The organism is Streptomyces xanthochromogenes, assembly GCF_014650455.1.
Taxonomy (GTDB): domain Bacteria; phylum Actinomycetota; class Actinomycetes; order Streptomycetales; family Streptomycetaceae; genus Streptomyces; species Streptomyces xanthochromogenes.
Genome location: NZ_BMUZ01000002.1, coordinates 345,050 through 361,586, shown reverse-complemented (window position 1 = coordinate 361,586; position 16,537 = coordinate 345,050). Strand labels below are relative to the sequence as shown.

General features: G+C 72.0%; 15 protein-coding genes. 8 read left to right on the top strand and 7 right to left on the bottom strand.

Going from position 1 to position 16,537, the window contains the following annotated elements:
* The first annotated feature begins 221 nt into the window (after positions 1-221).
* From IE267_RS05440 to IE267_RS05430, 3 genes are all read left to right on the top strand, one after another.
* The gene (locus tag IE267_RS05440; protein WP_100574661.1) at positions 222-818 is read left to right on the top strand and encodes a DUF3043 domain-containing protein; all 597 of its coding nucleotides are present in this window, start codon (positions 222-224) and stop codon (positions 816-818) included.
* Between the two features lie 86 nt (positions 819-904).
* A complete protein-coding gene (locus tag IE267_RS05435) occupies positions 905-1,612 on the top strand; it encodes a class I SAM-dependent methyltransferase (protein ID WP_229860753.1) in 708 nt (235 codons plus the stop codon).
* Between the two features lie 142 nt (positions 1,613-1,754).
* Positions 1,755-2,852, top strand: coding sequence for a S1C family serine protease (locus IE267_RS05430; protein ID WP_189762311.1), 1,098 nt, complete (start codon positions 1,755-1,757; stop codon positions 2,850-2,852).
* 39 nt (positions 2,853-2,891) lie between these two features.
* Here the strand turns inward: IE267_RS05430 and IE267_RS05425 are convergent, their stop codons facing one another.
* Complete coding sequence (locus IE267_RS05425; RefSeq protein ID WP_167153737.1) at positions 2,892-3,101, bottom strand: hypothetical protein; 210 nt, start codon at positions 3,099-3,101, stop codon at positions 2,892-2,894.
* Between the two features lie 79 nt (positions 3,102-3,180).
* On the opposite strand from IE267_RS05425, the gene IE267_RS05420 reads away from it, so the two are divergent.
* The 4 genes from IE267_RS05420 to IE267_RS05405 all read left to right on the top strand — a co-directional run bounded on the left by IE267_RS05420 (position 3,181) and on the right by IE267_RS05405 (position 8,070).
* Positions 3,181-4,377 (top strand): bifunctional adenosylcobinamide kinase/adenosylcobinamide-phosphate guanylyltransferase, encoded by a 1,197-nt coding sequence (locus tag IE267_RS05420; protein WP_189762310.1) that lies wholly within the window; start codon positions 3,181-3,183, stop codon positions 4,375-4,377.
* 30 nt (positions 4,378-4,407) lie between these two features.
* Positions 4,408-5,493, top strand: coding sequence for a nicotinate-nucleotide--dimethylbenzimidazole phosphoribosyltransferase (cobT, locus tag IE267_RS05415; protein ID WP_167153733.1), 1,086 nt, complete (start codon positions 4,408-4,410; stop codon positions 5,491-5,493).
* A 79-nt stretch (positions 5,494-5,572) separates the two neighbouring features.
* A complete protein-coding gene (locus IE267_RS05410) occupies positions 5,573-7,342 on the top strand; it encodes a phosphatidylglycerol lysyltransferase domain-containing protein (RefSeq protein ID WP_161251213.1) in 1,770 nt (589 codons plus the stop codon).
* On the top strand, positions 7,339-8,070 hold the full coding sequence (locus IE267_RS05405; protein WP_167153731.1) for a hypothetical protein: 732 nt from the start codon (positions 7,339-7,341) through the stop codon (positions 8,068-8,070). The genes IE267_RS05410 and IE267_RS05405 overlap by 4 nt, the downstream gene beginning before the upstream one ends.
* Here the strand turns inward: IE267_RS05405 and IE267_RS05400 are convergent.
* Entirely contained in the window at positions 8,019-8,774 is a 756-nt protein-coding gene (locus tag IE267_RS05400; RefSeq protein WP_167153729.1) for a hypothetical protein, read from the bottom strand. The genes IE267_RS05405 and IE267_RS05400 overlap by 52 nt on opposite strands.
* Positions 8,775-8,843: 69 nt before the next feature.
* Between IE267_RS05400 and IE267_RS05395 the strand changes: the two genes are divergently transcribed.
* Positions 8,844-9,638, top strand: a complete 795-nt coding sequence (locus IE267_RS05395; protein WP_373304483.1) for an adenosylcobinamide-GDP ribazoletransferase — start codon at positions 8,844-8,846, stop codon at positions 9,636-9,638.
* A gap of 54 nt (positions 9,639-9,692) precedes the next feature.
* Here the strand turns inward: IE267_RS05395 and IE267_RS05390 are convergent, their stop codons facing one another.
* Genes IE267_RS05390 through IE267_RS05370 form a run of 5 tightly spaced genes read right to left on the bottom strand, consistent with a single transcriptional unit; the run spans position 9,693 to position 16,205 of the window.
* A complete protein-coding gene (locus tag IE267_RS05390) occupies positions 9,693-10,526 on the bottom strand; it encodes an endo alpha-1,4 polygalactosaminidase (protein ID WP_189762308.1) in 834 nt (277 codons plus the stop codon).
* Positions 10,523-11,140: a spherulation-specific family 4 protein gene (locus IE267_RS05385; RefSeq protein WP_189762307.1), complete on the bottom strand. Its 618-nt coding sequence runs from the start codon at positions 11,138-11,140 to the stop codon at positions 10,523-10,525. The genes IE267_RS05390 and IE267_RS05385 overlap by 4 nt, the downstream gene beginning before the upstream one ends.
* Before the next feature lie 49 nt (positions 11,141-11,189).
* A complete protein-coding gene (locus tag IE267_RS05380) occupies positions 11,190-12,626 on the bottom strand; it encodes a hypothetical protein (RefSeq protein WP_189762306.1) in 1,437 nt (478 codons plus the stop codon).
* Entirely contained in the window at positions 12,623-14,173 is a 1,551-nt protein-coding gene (gene pelF, locus IE267_RS05375) for a GT4 family glycosyltransferase PelF (RefSeq protein WP_189762305.1), read from the bottom strand. The genes IE267_RS05380 and pelF overlap by 4 nt, the downstream gene beginning before the upstream one ends.
* 52 nt (positions 14,174-14,225) lie before the next feature.
* Positions 14,226-16,205 carry a hypothetical protein gene (locus tag IE267_RS05370; RefSeq protein WP_189762498.1) on the bottom strand — a complete coding sequence of 660 codons (1,980 nt, stop codon included), beginning with the start codon at positions 16,203-16,205 and terminating at the stop codon, positions 14,226-14,228.
* Positions 16,206-16,537: the final 332 nt, after the last annotated feature.

Genomic DNA, 16,537 nt, shown 5'->3' with positions numbered 1-16,537 from the left:
CTGCAACAGAACCCACAGTACGGGCCCTGCATCCATTACCGCACTGTTCGGGCGACGATGCGCTCATCCCCAAGGACGACTGTGTCCGGCGTTGATCCGGCGCAGGGAGTAGGTGAACCTCGGGGAACGGTGCATCGGTCACCGGTGAGGACGCAAGGCGTTGTGGGATCGTTCCCCACCGGCCTGGGGTCCATGCCGGGTACCCCGTACCCTTGGGGATTGTGTTCCGTAGCCGTTCCAACGCAGAGAAGGCCCCCACCGACAAGGTGACGGCGGACCTCTCCAAAGCGCCCCGCGACCCCGAGGCCCCCAAGGGGCGCCCCACTCCCAAGCGGAGTGAGGCGCAGACCCAGCGGCGCCGTGCCTCGACCGTGCCGACCGACCGCAAGGAGGCCGCCAAGCGCCAGCGCGAGGCCCGCCGGGTCGACATGGCCAAGCAGCGCGAGGCCCTCGCCAATGGTGACCAGCGCTATCTGCCGGCCCGTGACAAGGGTCCGGTGCGCAAGTTCACCCGTGACTTCGTCGACTCCCGGTTCTCGGTCGCCGAGATGTTCCTGCCGCTCGCGGTGATCATCCTCGTGCTCTCGATGATCCGGATCGGCAGCCTGCAGAACCTTTCTCTGCTGCTGTGGCTCGTGGTGATCGTGCTCATCGTGCTCGACTCGATCGGCCTCGCCTTCCGGCTGAAGAGGGCGCTCGCCGCCCGCTTCCCGGACGAGCCGAAGAAGGGCGCCGTCGCGTACGGCCTCATGCGCACGCTCCAGATGCGCCGGCTGCGGCTGCCCAAGCCGCAGGTCAAGCGCGGAGAGCGGCCCTGAGCGGGAAGCCGTCCGGGTTCACCGGCGCCTCCGGCGCCTGGCTGAAGGGCCTCGGCGGGCTGCGCAATGTGGTCCGCCAGGAGCTCGTGGCCCGTCATCTCGACGAGCAGATAGCCGGGCGTTTCCCGGTGGGCCAGCGCCTGCGCGTCCTGGACGTCGGCATGGGCCAGGGCACCCAGGCCCTGCGCCTGGCCCGCGCCGGCCATTCGGTGACCGGGCTCGAATCCGACGTCCAGATGCTGAAGGTGGCCCGCGAGGCGCTGGCCACCGAGCCGGAGGGCATCCGTGAGCGGGTCCGCCTGATCGAGGGCGACGGCCGCGAGACCGGGGTGCACTTCCTGCCCGGCTCCTTCGACGTGGTGCTCTGCCACGGCGTCCTGATGTACGTGGAGGAGCCGGACGCCATGCTCGCGGGCCTGGCCCGGATGCTGGCCCCCGGCGGCCTCCTCTCGCTCCTGGTGCGCAACGCGGACGCGCTCGCGGTGCGGCCCGGCCTCGCCGGTGACTGGGCCGGCGCCCTCGCCGCCTTCGACTCCGACTCGTACACCAACCGGCTCGGCCTGCCGGTGCGGGCCGACCGGCTCGCCGCGCTGACCCGCACGCTGGACGGGATCGCGGCGCCGCTGCACACCTGGTACGGGGTGCGGGTGTTCACCGACAACGTCTCCAACGACGCGGACCTTCCGGCCGCCGACGAGCTGGCGCGGCTGCTCGCCGCCGAGGACCGGGCCGGCCGCACCGACCCCTACCGGCACACCGCGGCACTGCTGCACCTCTTCGGCGTACGCGGCTGACGTCCCGGTCGCGCGGGGCCGAGGGCCCCGGCGTACCGGTCTTGGGCAGGGGTATCCGCCGAACGGGCCCCGGCCCGGGACCCCGGTACCTGATCGGGCTCACCGACAGGCCGCCATATCGGACCAAAGGGATACTCCTGCCATGGATGCATCTCTTCACCCCGGCCGGGTGCGCCGTGCGGTGCTGCCGCTGACCGCCGCCGTCGCCACCGCCGCTCTGCTCGGCGGCTGTTCGGACGGCAGCACGGCCGCGGCACCCAAGCCGGCCAGTCCGTCCGCGAGTTCCTCACCGGCCCAGCGCAACGGCTCCGGCGTGACCGACAGCCTGCAGAGCGACTACCAGCGGGTCATCAAGAACGTGCTGCCGTCCGTCGTGCAGATCGACGCGTCCAACAGCCTCGGGTCCGGGATCGTCTACGACGACCAGGGGCACATCGTCACCAACGCGCACGTGGTCGGCAACGAGCGCACCTTCAAGGTGTCGACGTCGGGCAGCGGTACGGCGATCACCGCGCGGCTCGTGTCGTCGTACCCGGAGCAGGACCTCGCCGTCATCAAGCTCGACTCGATGCCCAGCGGCCTCAAGGCGGCGCGGTTCGGCGACTCGTCCAAGGTGGAGATGGGCCAGATCGTGCTGGCGATGGGCTCGCCGCTCGGCCTGTCCTCCAGCGTCACCCAGGGCATCGTCTCCGCGACCGGACGCACCGTCTCCGAGGGCAGCGCGGGCGGCGGCACGGGTGCCACCATCGCGAACATGGTGCAGACCTCGGCCGCGATCAACCCGGGCAACAGCGGCGGCGCCCTGGTGAACCTGGACAGCGAGGTCATCGGCATTCCGACGCTGGCCGCGACCGACCCGGACATGGGCGGCAGCGCGGCCCCCGGCATCGGCTTCGCCATTCCGGTGTCCATGGTCAAGACGGTCGCCGACCAGATCATCAAGAGCGGCAAGGTTACCGACTCGGGCCGGGCCGCGCTCGGCATCACCGGCCGCACGGTCGTGAACGCCGGCTACCAGCCCGCCGGGGTCGCGGTCGTGCAGGCCCCCGCGAACGGAGCGGCCGCCAAAGCAGGACTGAGGGCGGGCGACGTCATCACCAAGGTCGACGACACCGAGATCGCGACCATCACCTCGCTGACGGAGGCCCTGGCCGCGGACAAGCCCGGCCAGAAGGTCACGGTGACGTATACGCGCGACGGCGCGAAGAAGACCGCCGAGGTCACCCTCGGCGAGATCTGAGCGGGGCCGGGGGCGCCCCGTGCGCCCCCGGCCGGACCGTCAGACCTGCTCGGCGTGCAGACTCATCGGGCCGTAGATCTTGGTTCCGTCGTCGAAGAGGAACACCTGGTCGGCCCCGCCTTCGACCAGGTCCTTCCACACCTCACCTATCCAGGACTCCGCATCGCCCTGGGTCGTGAACTCCTCCGGCGCCACCGCCGGCTCGACCTCCGTACCGTCCGACTTCTCGAAACGCCACGTCCACGCCATGTCCGCCTCCTGGGTCACGTTGCTGCCCGCAGCGTAACCGGGCGCGCAAGAGGGCCGACGACGCGGGAGGATCGTGCATGTGGAACTGACTCTCCTCGGCACCGGGGCCCCCGCCGGCCTGCCGCGCCCCGACTGTCCCTGCGCCGCGTGCGCCCTCGCCCGTGGCAAGGACGCCCGCGCCGCCACCGCCCTGCTCGTCGACGGCGCACTGCTGCTCGACCTCACCCCGGGCGCGGCGCTCGCCGCCGCCCGCGCCGGGCACTCGCTCGCCGGGGTGCGCCAGGTGCTGCTCACCCATCCGCACGACGGTCCTGCCGTGGAGCTGCCGGCCGGGCTGCCCGCGGCGGGCCGGGTGCCGGACGGACGCAGGCTGACGCTGATCAGCGGGCACCGCGTCCTCGCCGTACCGCTGGACTCGCCGGGCACCGGCTACGAAGTGACGTCCCCCGAGGGCGAGCGCCTCCTCTACCTGCCGCCCGGCGGCGCCCCGGCGGGCCTGGCCGAAGTGCGGCCGTACGACATGGTGGTGGCCGACGTGTCCGGGCGGCCCGACGCGCTCGCGCGGCTGCGGGCGGCCGGCGGCATCGGTCCGGCGACCGATGTGATCGCGGTGCACATCGACCACGACGTCCCGCCCGGGCGGGAGTTGGAGCGCCGGCTCGCCGCGCTCGGGGCGCGCGCGGTGCCGGACGGCACGACGCTGATCGTCGGCGAGTACCACGCGGTGCCCGATCTGCCGCGCCGCACGCTCGTCCTGGGCGGGGCCCGCTCGGGCAAGTCGGTGGAGGCCGAGCGGCGCCTGGCGGGTTTCCCCGGCGTCGTCTACGTGGCGACGGGCGGCGGCCGGGACGGCGACGCGGAGTGGGCGGCACGGGTCGGCCTGCACCGCGAACGGCGGCCCGCCTCGTGGCGCACCGAGGAGACCTGCGACCTCGCACCGCTGCTCGACGAACCGGGCCCGCCGCTCCTGATCGACTGTCTGGCCCTGTGGCTGACCGACGCGATGGACCGGGTCGACGCCTGGGACGACGAGAAGTGGGCGGCGGGCGGCGAGCGCGCGCTGAGGGAACGTACGGAGGAACTCGTCGCGATGGTGCGGTCCACCGCGCGGACGGTGGTGGCGGTGAGCAACGAAGTGGGCTCGGGGGTGGTCCCCGCGACGTCGTCGGGGCGGCGCTTCCGCGACGAACTGGGGCGCCTGAACGCGGCGTTCGCGGGCGAGTGCGAGCAGGTGCTGCTCGTCGTCGCGGGGCAGGCGCTCACGCTGCGCGGCTGATGTCCACCCGCTGGCGGTACTGTTCGGCAAATGAGCAGGCTGAACCTGGACGACTTCTCCGATCTGATCGAACGCCCCGACAACGGTGTGCGGCGTGACGCCGAGGAACGCCGGGAGCGGCTGACCGTGCCGCCCGGCGCGCTCGGCCGGCTCGACGAGCTGGCCACCTGGCTGTCGGCGGCGCAGGACGCCAGCCCGGTCCGGGCCGTCGAGCGCCCCCGCGTGATCCTCTTCGCCGGGGACCACGGCGTGGCCGGGCTCGGCGTCTCGGGCCGCCCCGCCTCCTCCGCACACACCCTCGTACGGTCCGTCCTGGACGGCGCGAGCCCGGTCGCGGTGCTCGCCCGCCGCCAGGGTGCCTCGGTCCGCGTCGTCGACGCCGGCCTGGACTGCGACCCCGCCCTGCTGCCCGAGGACGTCGTACGCCACCGGGTGCGGCGCGGCAGCGGCCGCATCGACGTCGAGGACGCCCTGACCGTCGAGGAGGCGGAGGCGGCCGTACGGCTCGGCATGAAGATCGCCGACGAGGAGGCCGACTCCGGCACCGACCTGGTGGTGCTCGGCGACCTCAGCGTGGGCGGCACCACCCCGGCGGCGGTGCTGATCGCGGCGCTGTGCGGCACGGACGCCTCGGTGGTCACCGGGCGCGGCGGCGCCGGGATCGACGACCTGGCCTGGATGCGCAAGTGCGCCGCGATCCGCGACGCGCTGCGCCGGGCCCGGCCGGTCCTCGGCGATCAGCTGGAACTTCTGGCCGCGGTGGGCGGCGCGGACCTTGCCGCCGCCACCGGTTTCCTGCTGCAGTGTGCGGTGCGCAGACTGCCGGTGATCCTGGACGGGGTCGTCTCGTCGGCCTGTGCGCTGGTGGCCCAGCGGGCGGCCTTCCGGGCTCCGGACTGGTGGCTTGCGGGCCAGTTGAGCGGCGAGCCGGGCCAGGCGAAGGCGCTGGACCGGATGGCACTCAACCCTCTGCTCGATCATGGCGTCACAGTGGGCGAAGGAACCGGGGCATTGCTCGCTCTTCCCCTCGTACAAGCCGCGGCCGCCCTGGCCGCGGAGCTGCCCGAGCGCACTGACCAGCGCGCGGAGAGCGCCGAGGAGAACAGCGACGCGTGAGCCACGGCGGGGCCGGGGGATTCCCCCGGCCCCGCCCGAGGCCGCTGTGAAACGCTTTGCCGCCATATCATCGCGTTTCATGGGAGAAGTCCGCTTGAGCACCACTGAAGGAACGAACCGGAGCACCCCCCGCTCACGCACCGGCGCGGCGTTCGCCGTCTGGTACCTGCGCGTGGTGACGTTCATCAACTTCCTCAGTGCCGTGTGGGTGACCCTCGGCCAGGGGCTGCGGCGGCACAACACCGACGACTACTTCACGCCGTACCTGCTCGAAGCCGGTTTCACCTCCGGGCTGGTCACGCTCTTCCTCGCGGTCACCATGCGCCGCCGCAAGCGGGCCGCCTGGATCCTCAACATGGTGCTCGGCGGGCTCTTCCTGATGCTGTTCGTGTTCGCCATGACGTTCCCGGAGATCCACCGCTACGCCCAGAACTGGATCTCGCTCGTCCTGACCGCGGCGTTCGTGCTCGCCCTGCTCGTGGGCCGCCGCGAGTTCTACGCCAAGGGCGACCGCTCCAACCCGCTGGCCGCGATCGCCACCGCCGTCGGCGGCCTGCTCGTCACCTCGCTCGTCGCGGCGGTCCTGGTCAGCGCCACCAACACCTACGACGGCACCGACCAGTCGACGTTCCTGCAGCGCTGGCGCTACGGCGTGATGCGCCTGGTGTTCCTCGTCCCCGACGACCGGCACACCCAGGGCGTCACCACCCCCGGCTGGGTCAACGTCACCATCAACGTACTGGCCACCCTGCTCCTGATCGCGGTCATCTACGCGGCCTTCCGCAACCGCAGGGCCGTCGACCCGCTCACCGTCGAGGACGAGGAGAAGCTCCGGGCCCTCCTGGACAAGCAGGGCGAGCGCGACTCCCTCGGCTACTTCGCGCTGCGCCGCGAGAAGGCCGTCATCTGGTCCCCGACCGGCAAGGCCGCCGTCACCTACCGGGTCATCAACAGCGTCTCGCTGGCCTCCGGCGACCCGATCGGCGACCCCGAGGCCTGGCCGGGCGCGATCGAGCCCTGGCTCGCCGAGGCCCGCGCGCACGGCTGGATCCCGGCCGTCACCGGCGCCAGCGAGGAGGCCGGGCAGATCTACGCCCGGCACGGCCTGGACGCCCTGGAGATGGGCGACGAGGCGATCGTGGAGACCGCCGAGTTCACCCTGGAGGGCCGCGCGATGCGGACCGTGCGCCAGGCGTACAACCGGGTGAAGAGGGCCGGGTACGAGGTGCGGATCCGCCGTCACGCGGACATTCCTGCCGAAGAGATGAACGAACTCCTGCGCAAGGCCGACGACTGGCGCGACGGCGCCACCGAACGAGGCTTCTCCATGGCGCTCGGCCGGCTCGGCGACCCCGCCGACGGCCAGTGCATGATGCTCGAATGCTTCGACGGCGACGGCGAGTTGAGGGCACTGCTCAGCTTCGTGCCCTGGGGCCCCGAGGGGCTTTCGCTCGACCTGATGCGGCGTGACCGCGACTCCGAGAACGGCCTGATCGAGTTCATGGTGATCGAACTCCTGCAGCGCGCCAAGGAGATCAGGATCACTCAGGTCTCACTGAACTTCGCGATGTTCCGTTCCGTCTTCGAGCGCGGCTCGAAGCTCGGGGCAGGACCCGTGCTGAGGCTGTGGCGCTCGCTCCTCAGCTTCTTCTCCCGCTGGTGGCAGATCGAGTCCCTCTACCGGTCCAACGCCAAGTACCGGCCGATCTGGGAGCCGCGGTTCACCTTGTTCGAGAAGAGCGCGGATCTGCCGCGCATCGCCATCGCGTCCGCGCGCGCCGAGGGATTCCTGGAGGCACCGGGCCTGCCCAAGTGGCTGCACCGCAGACACCTGGAGTCCGAGAGATGAGCGGTGGGGCACGGAGCCGGGTGGTCCGGTTCGCCGAGCGCGAGTGGGGCCCCCTGTTCAAGACCGTGAAGTACGCGCTGTACACCCAGCGCTGGCGGGCCATCTGGCTGACGCTCTCGGCGGTCGCCCTCACCTCGGTCTTCCAGGCCGTCCAGAACCAGTCCTGGGGCTTCAGACCGATCCAGATCATCGGTTCCGTCAAGGCCGAGTACCCCTTGTGGATCTCGCTCCTGCGCACCCCGTTCTCGCTCTTCGTGCCGGCCCTCGACCTGCCGGTGTGGGGCGCGCTCGCCCAGGTGCTGCTCGTCTTCGGCATCGCGGAGATCTGCATCGGGCGGGGCCGGATGCTGCTCATCGCCTACGTGGCGACGCTCGCCGGCACGCTGTACGCCCGGGTCGGCATCCGCATCGGTCCCGACAGCGTCTTCGGGCTGCCCGCCTCCGCCGCCGACATGGTCGACACCGGCCCCTCGGCGGCCGTCGTCGCCCTCGCGGTGTACGTCTGCTGGCGCTACCGGGCGTACTGGACGGCCGGGGTGGTGGCGGGCTCGATGGTCGTCGAGGTGGTGCTCAAGAACAACCTCGCGGGCAAGGAGCACATCGCGGCCCTGATCGCGGTGGCGGTGATCTGCTGGATCACCTGGGTCCGCAGGAAACGGCGGCGCGACCGCCATGATCAGGGGCGGCGCACCGGAAGCTTGTCGGGTGCGCCGCCGATCCAGTCCTGAAGGCGCCGGCGCGGCATCGACCAGCGCCGGTCGTGGCGGTAGGCCCGGAGCCCGGCCCGCGCCCTGGCCCGCGCCCGCTTGCGGTAGAAGCGCTGGGCCCACGGGGAGCCCGGCTTGGCCAGCCTGATCGCGCCGAACAGCGCCACGAACGGCACGAAGATGCCGATCACCGCCACCCGCACCTTGCCCTTGAACAGCGCGATCAGCACGAAGCAGAAGTTGATCGCGATCGAGGTGATGAAGGAGGCCCGGTCCTGTCGCTCCCCCGGGCTCACATCGTTGACGCCGAGCGGTGAGAACCCGGCGAGCACCAGCGTCATGAGGGCCGCGGCGAGCACCACGATCTCGACGCTCTTGCGCCCGTTCTCGCTCCAGTACACGTCGTCCAGGTGCAGGATCAGCGCGAACTCGTCGAGGACCAGGCCCGCGCCCATCCCGAACAGCACGGCGAAGACGGCCGGCGCGATGCCGTGCCGGCCGCTGCCGACCGCACCGAAGCCCCCGATCATGGTGAGGATGACCCCGGGCACCACGTGGTGGATGTGCAGGCCGCCGGGCCTGATGTTCCGGAAGGGCCCGCGTCCGGCCCTGATCAGCCGGGTGATGGAACGCGTGATCAGGAACGTCAGGACGAACGAGGCCAGCGCGAGCAGCATGGGGAGCTTCCCCGGCTCGGTGATGTTGCGGTAGAACCAGTGACCCATCCCACCCGCTCCTGTTTGCTCCGATATGCGCAATTTACCGCCGGGGCGGCCCGGAGTGCTCGGGATAGCCTGCGCCGGGTGAACGCAAGCAAGGCCCTGCACGGCGTACGTTTCGCCTTCGGCACCCTCACCGTCTTTCCCGCCCGCATCACCCGGTGGGACCGCGCCGCCGCCCGCGCGGGCATGACGCTCGCCCCGCTGGCCGGGCTCGCCGTAGGCCTGTGCGCGGCCGCCGCGGGCGCGGGGTTCTGGGCGCTCGGGACCGGGGCGCTGCTCGCGGGGGTGGTGAGCACGGCCGCGCCCGCCCTGCTGACCCGGGGTCTGCATCTGGACGGGCTCGCCGATGTCGCCGACGGGCTCGGCAGCGCCAAGCCCGCCGAGCACGCGCTGCGCATCATGAAGCAGAGCGACATCGGCCCCTTCGGCGTGGTCACGCTGCTGTTCTGCCTGCTCGCCCAGATCGCCGCGCTGGCCCATCTGTACGAGCAGGACGGCTGGGCCCGGGGCGCGCTGGGTGCCGGCGTCGCGGCGACCGGTGCCCGCACCGCGCTGACCCTGGCCTCCCGGCGGGGCGTCCCGGCGGCCCGGCCCGACGGGCTCGGCGCGGTCGTGGCGGGCACGGTGCCGGGCCGACGCGCCCTGGTGGTGGCCGCCCTGGTGACGGCGGCCTCCGCGGCCGCGGGGCTGCTGTCCGGGCCCGGGGCCGCCCTGCACTTCGCGCTCGCCGCGGCGGCCGGGCTCATCGCGGCGGAGGGCTTGCTACGGCGCTGCGTACGGCGGTTCGGCGGGGTGACGGGCGATGTGTTCGGGGCGGTCGCGGAGACCTCGGCGACGGTGACCCTGGTCGCCCTCACCCTCGGCTGAGAGGCCGAGAGCCCGAAAGCGCGGGAGGCCGGTCGGGGGCCGCGGGCCGGGCGCTCAGCAGGGGTCGCGCCACACCTGGAGGTCGTACTTCTTCGCCATCGAGCTGAGGCCCAGCTTCTTGGACGCGGCACAGAAGCGGGCCGGGGGCAGCTCGTACTCGACGTGGAAGACGGCCTTGCCCGCCTCGACGAACGGCGTGAGCCGGTCGCACTCGTGGTACTGGGCGCACTGCTCGTTGACCGCGAAGTCGAAGTGGGCCAGGAGCCGCGGGATCTGGTCGAGGTCGTTCTTCAGGCCGACGGCGAGACCCCGGTCATGGGCCAACCGGGCGATCAGCTCGTTGTAGCGGAGCTGGTCGGCGGCCTTGAGGGGAAAGCCGGTGTCGTTGTTGTAGCCGTCCATGTTGTCGGGCTCGACCGCGTCGAAGCCCTTGGCCCGGCACAGGTCGAAGCGCTGGGCGATCAGCGGCTCCAGGACGTCGGTGCGGCGGATGTCGAGCCACTTCTCGCCGTCCCAGCCGTTGCCCTTGCCGAGCACCTCCTTCGGGAACCGGCCCGCGTCGGGCCGCCAGTTCTCCCAGGCGCCCGTCGAGACGTAACAGATCACCTTGCGGCCCCTGCGGTGCAGATCGGCCACGGCCGCCGCGCTCTGGTCGAAGGCGTCGATGTCGTAGACCTGGGCGTCGACGCTCGGGTCGAGCCTGCCCTTGAGCTGCCACTGCCAGGTGAGGCCCGGCTTCGGCTGCCAGTGGGGTCCCGAGGACGCGGGGGGCGCCGTGCCCCGGCCGTCCCCGCCCCCGTCGTCGGGGCCGTCCGGTGAGCCGGTGCAGGCCGTGAGCAGGAGCAGGGGCAGGAGCAGGGGCAGGAGCAGCCGGCGCGCAGGCCTCATCGGACGGGCTCCAGCTGGTACGGCAACGTGCCCCAGGGGTGCGGGAGTCGGCCGGGGACCAGGCAGTGGACCGGGGCCTGGGCCACCGCGTCCGGCGGGGCCTCGTACACCAGGTGGCAGGTGTCGGGCCCGGGCGGCCCGGACGGCCGGTAGGCCGACCAGGGCCCCTCGAAGGTGACCAGGAGGTCGGCGATCCGGGCATAGCCGGCGTGCGGGACCGCGCCGTGGTTCAGGACCAGCGTGACGTACGTGTCGTGGGTCGCGGCGAGCGCGGTGCGCAGGTCGGCGTAGTAGGGCAGTTGGCGCGCCGAGGTGGCCGCCTGGTCGAGGAAGAGCCCGTGCACCCCGTACCAGGCGTGGTGGCGGGCCGCCTCGCGCACCACGTCCTGGGGCGGGCGGCGGCCGTAGGCGGTGTCCACGTAGCCGAGCACCCGTACCCCCGCCGAACGCAGCCGGCCGGCCACCGCGGCGAAGGCCTCGTCGGGTGAACTCCCGGGCCCGTCGGCCGGGTTGAGGACCACCCCGTACAGCGAGGGCGCGGCGGCGATCAGCGCGTCCCAGGCGTCGGGACGCTCGGCCGGGTGCTCGTAATAGGGCACCAACAGCTTGCTCATGTGCTTCCTCGCAGCGTGCTCGGGGTACTCGGGGTGCTCCGCGACGGTCTCATGAGCGGTGGGCGGTCGCCCGTCCCAGGAGGACGCAGACCAGGGCGGCCAGCAGCGCGGCCGCGGTCCCGGACACCACGAGGCCGGTCGTCGGCGGCGCGCCCAGCACCAGCGCCAGCGTCTGGGCGACGGCCGCGGCACAGCACACCAGGGCCGCGCCCGGCGCCGCCCCGAACGACTGGAGCAGCAGCCCGGTCCACAGCACCGCGCCGATCAGGAGCAGCGTCGCCAGGCGCAGCCCGCTCAGGACGGGGGCGTCCGGCCACAGCCCGGTGCCGGCCTCGGCGAGCGCGGCGAGCACCAGCAGGTACGCACCGAGACACAGGGTCACCGTCGCGACGACCGAGCCACGGAACCCCCGGGCGGTCTGGGTGAACCGGAGGCCGGTGGCGCTCCGGGCGCGGAAGCGGTGCAGCAGCCATTCGGCGGGGCCCATGCTGAGCGTGAGGGCGACCGCGGACGGCCCGGCGACGGTGCCCGTCGAGCCGTGCCGGAAGATGTCGCCGAGGGCGGCGTACAGCACGAGGACACCGGTACCGAGGCCGAACAGGCCGTACGGCACGGACGCGGCGAGCCGCGGCGAGACGGCGCCGTGCGGCCCCGGACCGGCCGCCTCGCCGCGCAGGGTGAGCACGGCGAGCGTGACCGCGGCGATCAGCGAGACGAGCAGCAGCAGCGGCCCCACGGCGGCGGGCAGACCCGGCAGGGCCCCCGGAGTCAGGGGCAACAGGGCCCAGAACAGCGGGCGTTCACGGCCGAGCACGAGCAGGGCGGTCGCCGCCGAGAGGTAGCAGCACTGGCCGGCGGCGAACGCGGCGGCGGACAGTTCCCCGGGTCCGGTCACGGCGATCGCGGACAGGGCGCTGAGGGCGGCCCCCAGCGGGGCGCCCAGGCGCAGGGCGCGGACCGCGGCGGGGCGGTCGGCGAGGCTGAGCCAGGAGTGTGCGCGGTGCGAGAGGGACTGGTTCCACATCCAGCCGGTGACCGTGCCCGCGAGCAGCGGAACGGTTCCGGCGGGCAGACCGAACGCGGCACGGGGCCCGGCGAGCAGGGGTGCGCCCAGGACGTAGGCGAGGCCGGGAAGGGCGAAGACGAGGCCGCGCAGCAGGCACGAGCCGAGGTGGGCGTGCCAGGGCTCCGGGGGCGGGGCGGGAGCCGTGGGGTAACGGCGCTCCACGCGGCCGTAGAGCTCCTCGGCGAGCGAGAAGGAGTCGGGGTGCCCGTAGCGGGCGCTTATCTGGGCGTCGGTCATGCCGTCGGACTCGATGACCGCGGCTATCTCGTCCGGGTGGACGGCCGCGGCTATCAAGTCGTCGAAGCGCAGGGCGAGTTCGGACATCGGATCGCCGCCGGCCGGCCTGGCGGGGCGCTGGCGCGGGATGAAGGGCAGGGTGTCCCGCCCTTCGTTCCCGCCGATCCACAGGGAACCGCTCACCGGGCGGCCCCGCCGAGGGTGGCGGCCGGGACGTCCCGGGACAGCTCGCGGCGCCAGGGGCCGACGAGCTGCAGGGTCCAGTCGTCCTCGGGCGCGGACCCGGCCGGTACGGGCTCGGGTTCGAGGACCCCGGCCAGCTCCCGGTAGATCCGGCGGAAGCCGTCCACCGAGCGGTGCAGGGTGAACTTGTCGATCACCCGTTGGCGGGCCTCGGCACCGAGCCGGGCGCGGCGTTCGTGGTCGCGGAGCAGCCCGACGGCCGCCTCGGCCATCACGGCGGGCTCCCGCGGCGGCACCACGATCCCCGCCTCGCCCGCCGCCTCGCGCACGCCTCCGACGTCCGTGGAGACGGTGGCGCGGCCGCAGGACATCGCCTCGATCAGCGAGAACGGGAAGCCCTCGCTGATGCTGGACAGCATCACCACGCTGCCCGACGCGTACGCGCTCGCCACGTCGGTGACGCGGCCCTCGTAGGAGATGCCGTCGGTGACGCCGAGTTCGGCGGCCAGCTTCTCCAGCCTGATCCGGTAGTCCTCGCCGCCGGCCGGCACTCCCCCGTACAACCGCAGCCGGGTGTCGGGGAGTTCGGCGCGGACGATGGCGTACGAGCGGATCAGGGTCTCCAGGTCCTTGATGGGGTCGATGCGTCCGCACCAGCTCAGGGTGGGGACGGCCGGGTCGGGTCCGGCGTGCGGGAACAGGTCGGGGTCGACGCCGTTGTAGACGGTCCGGATGCGCTCGGAGGGGGCTCCTCCGCGCTCCTCCCAGCGGCGGTTGTACTGGTTGCACGGCGTGATGAGGTCGGCCCTGCGGTAGCCGAGCGTGTTGAGCTCCCGGTAGAAGCTCAACAGGACTGCTTTTACGGGCCAGTTCTGCTCGACGGTGCGATAGCCGAGGTAGCGCTCGCGCAGGTAGATGCCGTGTTCGGTGAGCAGGAACGGCACGCCGTCGAAGTACTGCGCGGCGAGTGCGGGCAGCGTGGCGAGGCCGCTGCTGACCGCGTGCGCCACGCTGTCCGCCGGAATGCGGGCGGACAGCGGGCGCAGTGCGTGTTCCAGGAGGTCGGTCACGGTCAGGGCGTCGTGCACGGTCGGCTTCGCCCTGGACAGTGCCAGGTGCGGCATGGTCCAGATCCACATCAGCGACGTGAGGGCCGCCTCGGAGCGGAGCGCCGCCGAGAGCCGCCCGTCCCGGGCCAGCTCCGCCAGGCCGTACAGGGCCGAGGCGAAGTCACAGCCGGACTCCGGGTCGAGCATGGCGAGCAGGAAGCGCTCGTAGGTGTCGGTGAACCGGCGCCTTTCCTTGCCGAGGAGCGGCCGTCGCCTGCCGGGCTGCGGCCCCCACAGGGGGAAGGCCGTGTGCCGGTAGACGTTGGCCGGGAGCTCCCAGGCGACCGGCTCACGGCCGCTGCCGGTGAGGGCGACGACGTTGAAGTCGACCTCCGGCATGCCGCGTACGAGCTGGTCGCACCAGGTGCTCACACCTCCGTGTATATGCGGATATGTGCCTTCCGTGAGCATGGTGACATGACGGCCACTGCTCGGCATTGTTGTCCCCCCAGGACAAGCGGTCGTGCGGTACTGACGATCAGCCGGCAGGTCAGGCCGGCAGCTTCAGTGTGATCGCCGACTGGAGCACCTCGGGCGAGGACCAGTCGGAGCGCTCACCCGCGTACGGCGTCCCGAACGCGGCGGTGCCGATGAACAGTTGCTTGAGCGTGCCCTCCGGTGCCGTGATCGGTGCGGCCACCCCCTTCGGAGCCTGCACGGTCACCGCGGTGCCGATCCGGTAGGCGGTCACCGAACCGGAAGCGAGCGCCTTGTCCCAGGACGCACGGCGGCTGAACTCGGTTCCCGCGTCCTTCTCGCGCAGGTTCACGATCGGGGCGTTGTCCGCGTACAGCGCCTTGTAGTCGCCGAGCACCTTGTCGAGCACCGGGTAGAGGATCCGCTCCTCGGCCAGGTTCGACTGGTGGACGTAGTGCGGCCGCGGGTCGTTCCACAGGACGTGGCCGAGCGCGGTCTTGGCCTCGCGGGGCACGATGTACGACTGGTAGCCGGTGGCGGTGTCCAGCGGTGCGGTCATGCAGGTGGACGCCGGGTTGTCCTCGCAGATGCCGCTGCCCCCGTTGGCCTTCGAGGTGTACAGCCAGTTGTACTCGTCGGTCATCTCGGCGGCCTTGCCGACGTTGTAGTACACGTTCATCGGGTGCCGGGGCACGGTGAGGGCCGCGCCGACCGCGCGCTGGTCCGGCTCGCGCGAGGCGTCGCTGCCCGCCCACTTGATTCCGTTGTCGGCGAAGGCGCCCGCCAGGTTCGGGTTGTCGTCGGGCTGCTGCGGCAGCACCTTCATGCCGGAGTGCTCACCGGTGACGATCTCGCTCTTGTCGACCGGGAGGCCCTTCTGGACGGCCCAGTTGTAGTTCTGCGAGATCTGCGACGAGATGTCTGCGCGGGTCATCCACTGGGTGGACCCGTCGGCGTTCTTCTTGCAGACCCACGGCACCACGGTGTTGTCCTGCACACAGCCGAGGAACTCGTGCGTGTAGGTGTGGTTCATCCAGCGGAACTTGGCCTTGTCGGCGAGGAGTTGGGCCGCGAGGGCGTCGGTGCCGCCGTTCTCGGACTTCCACTCCTCGCCCGAGCCCGCGTTGAAGACCATGTCGAGCGTGAACCCGCTGGTGGCCTCCCACTGGGCCGCGTACTGGGCGTCCGCCGCGGTCATCCGGATGTCGGTGCTCGCGGTGCCGCCGTCGGGGCAGTCGAAGTCGCCCGGGGTGCAGTTGTGGACGCTGTCCCAGCGGGCGTCCGGCGCGAACACGTCGTCGACGTGCACCGAGAAGTAGTTGTGGCTCTGGCCCAGGTGCACCCCTTGGGTGACCCACTCCACCATGCCCTTGGCCAGTGCCTGGAACTGCTGCTGGTACTGGTTGTAGGCGAAGGTGACGACCAGTTCGCTGCGGCCGTCGTGGGTGTACTGGCCGAGCATGGAGCCGCCGCTCGGGGCGTCGAGGTAGCTGGTGAAGCCGGCCTGGGGGTGGGCCGCGTAGCCGTAGCTCTCGGGCACCGCCGGGTCGTTGTCCTCGAAGGTGAGCGGGCCGTCGAGATACCCGAAGGGCCCCGCCTTGCCGGCCGCGCTGACGGTGGTCTTCACGCCGTCCAGGGGACCGGAGAAGCCCCCGGGCTGGTCGGTGTAGTCGAGCCCGACCTCGGGGTGGGCCCAGGTGTAGGCGTCGATCTGGCGGATCCCGAAGGTCTTCTCGTACGCGGCGAGCGCGGTCTGCTCGGCGGCCGCGGCGCTGCCGAACGGGATCTCGTTGGGCGCGACGACGCCCTGGAACTTGGCGTGCGGACGGCCCGCGATGTTGTCGCTGAGGAACGCGGCGTTGATCGTCGGCCGCCCCGCGGCGCTCAACGCGACCGTCTGGTACGGCACTCCGGTGTTCTTCAGCTCGGCGACGATGGCACCGACCGCGCTCCCGCCGTCGTCGAGTACCAGCACCTTCAGATCGATCCGCGGCAGCACCGTGGCCGCGGCATTGGCGGCCGGTATGGCCGTGGACAGCAGCCCGGCGGCCATCAGCGCCGTGAGCGCGAGCCGCGATCTGCTCAGTTTCAAGGCCTTCGCCTTCATATGTCCCCCCTCGTAGGGCCCTCCGTACGCGGAGCGCGCAGGGAGAACCTGTGGTGATGATGCAAAGGGGCGCGATGCCCCTTGTCCCGATTGAGGCGAGTGTGACGGAGCTCTCAGCGAGCGTGCGGGCCAAACGTGAAAGAGACACCACGGATGAGTGAATTAAGGCCACCGCGATCGAACGCCGTCACCGCGCGTAGGCTCGTGGCTGGTGGTCGACCCGCCCGAAATACGATGTACCGGGCCCCGGCCGGCCCATCCGACGGTCGAACACTCCA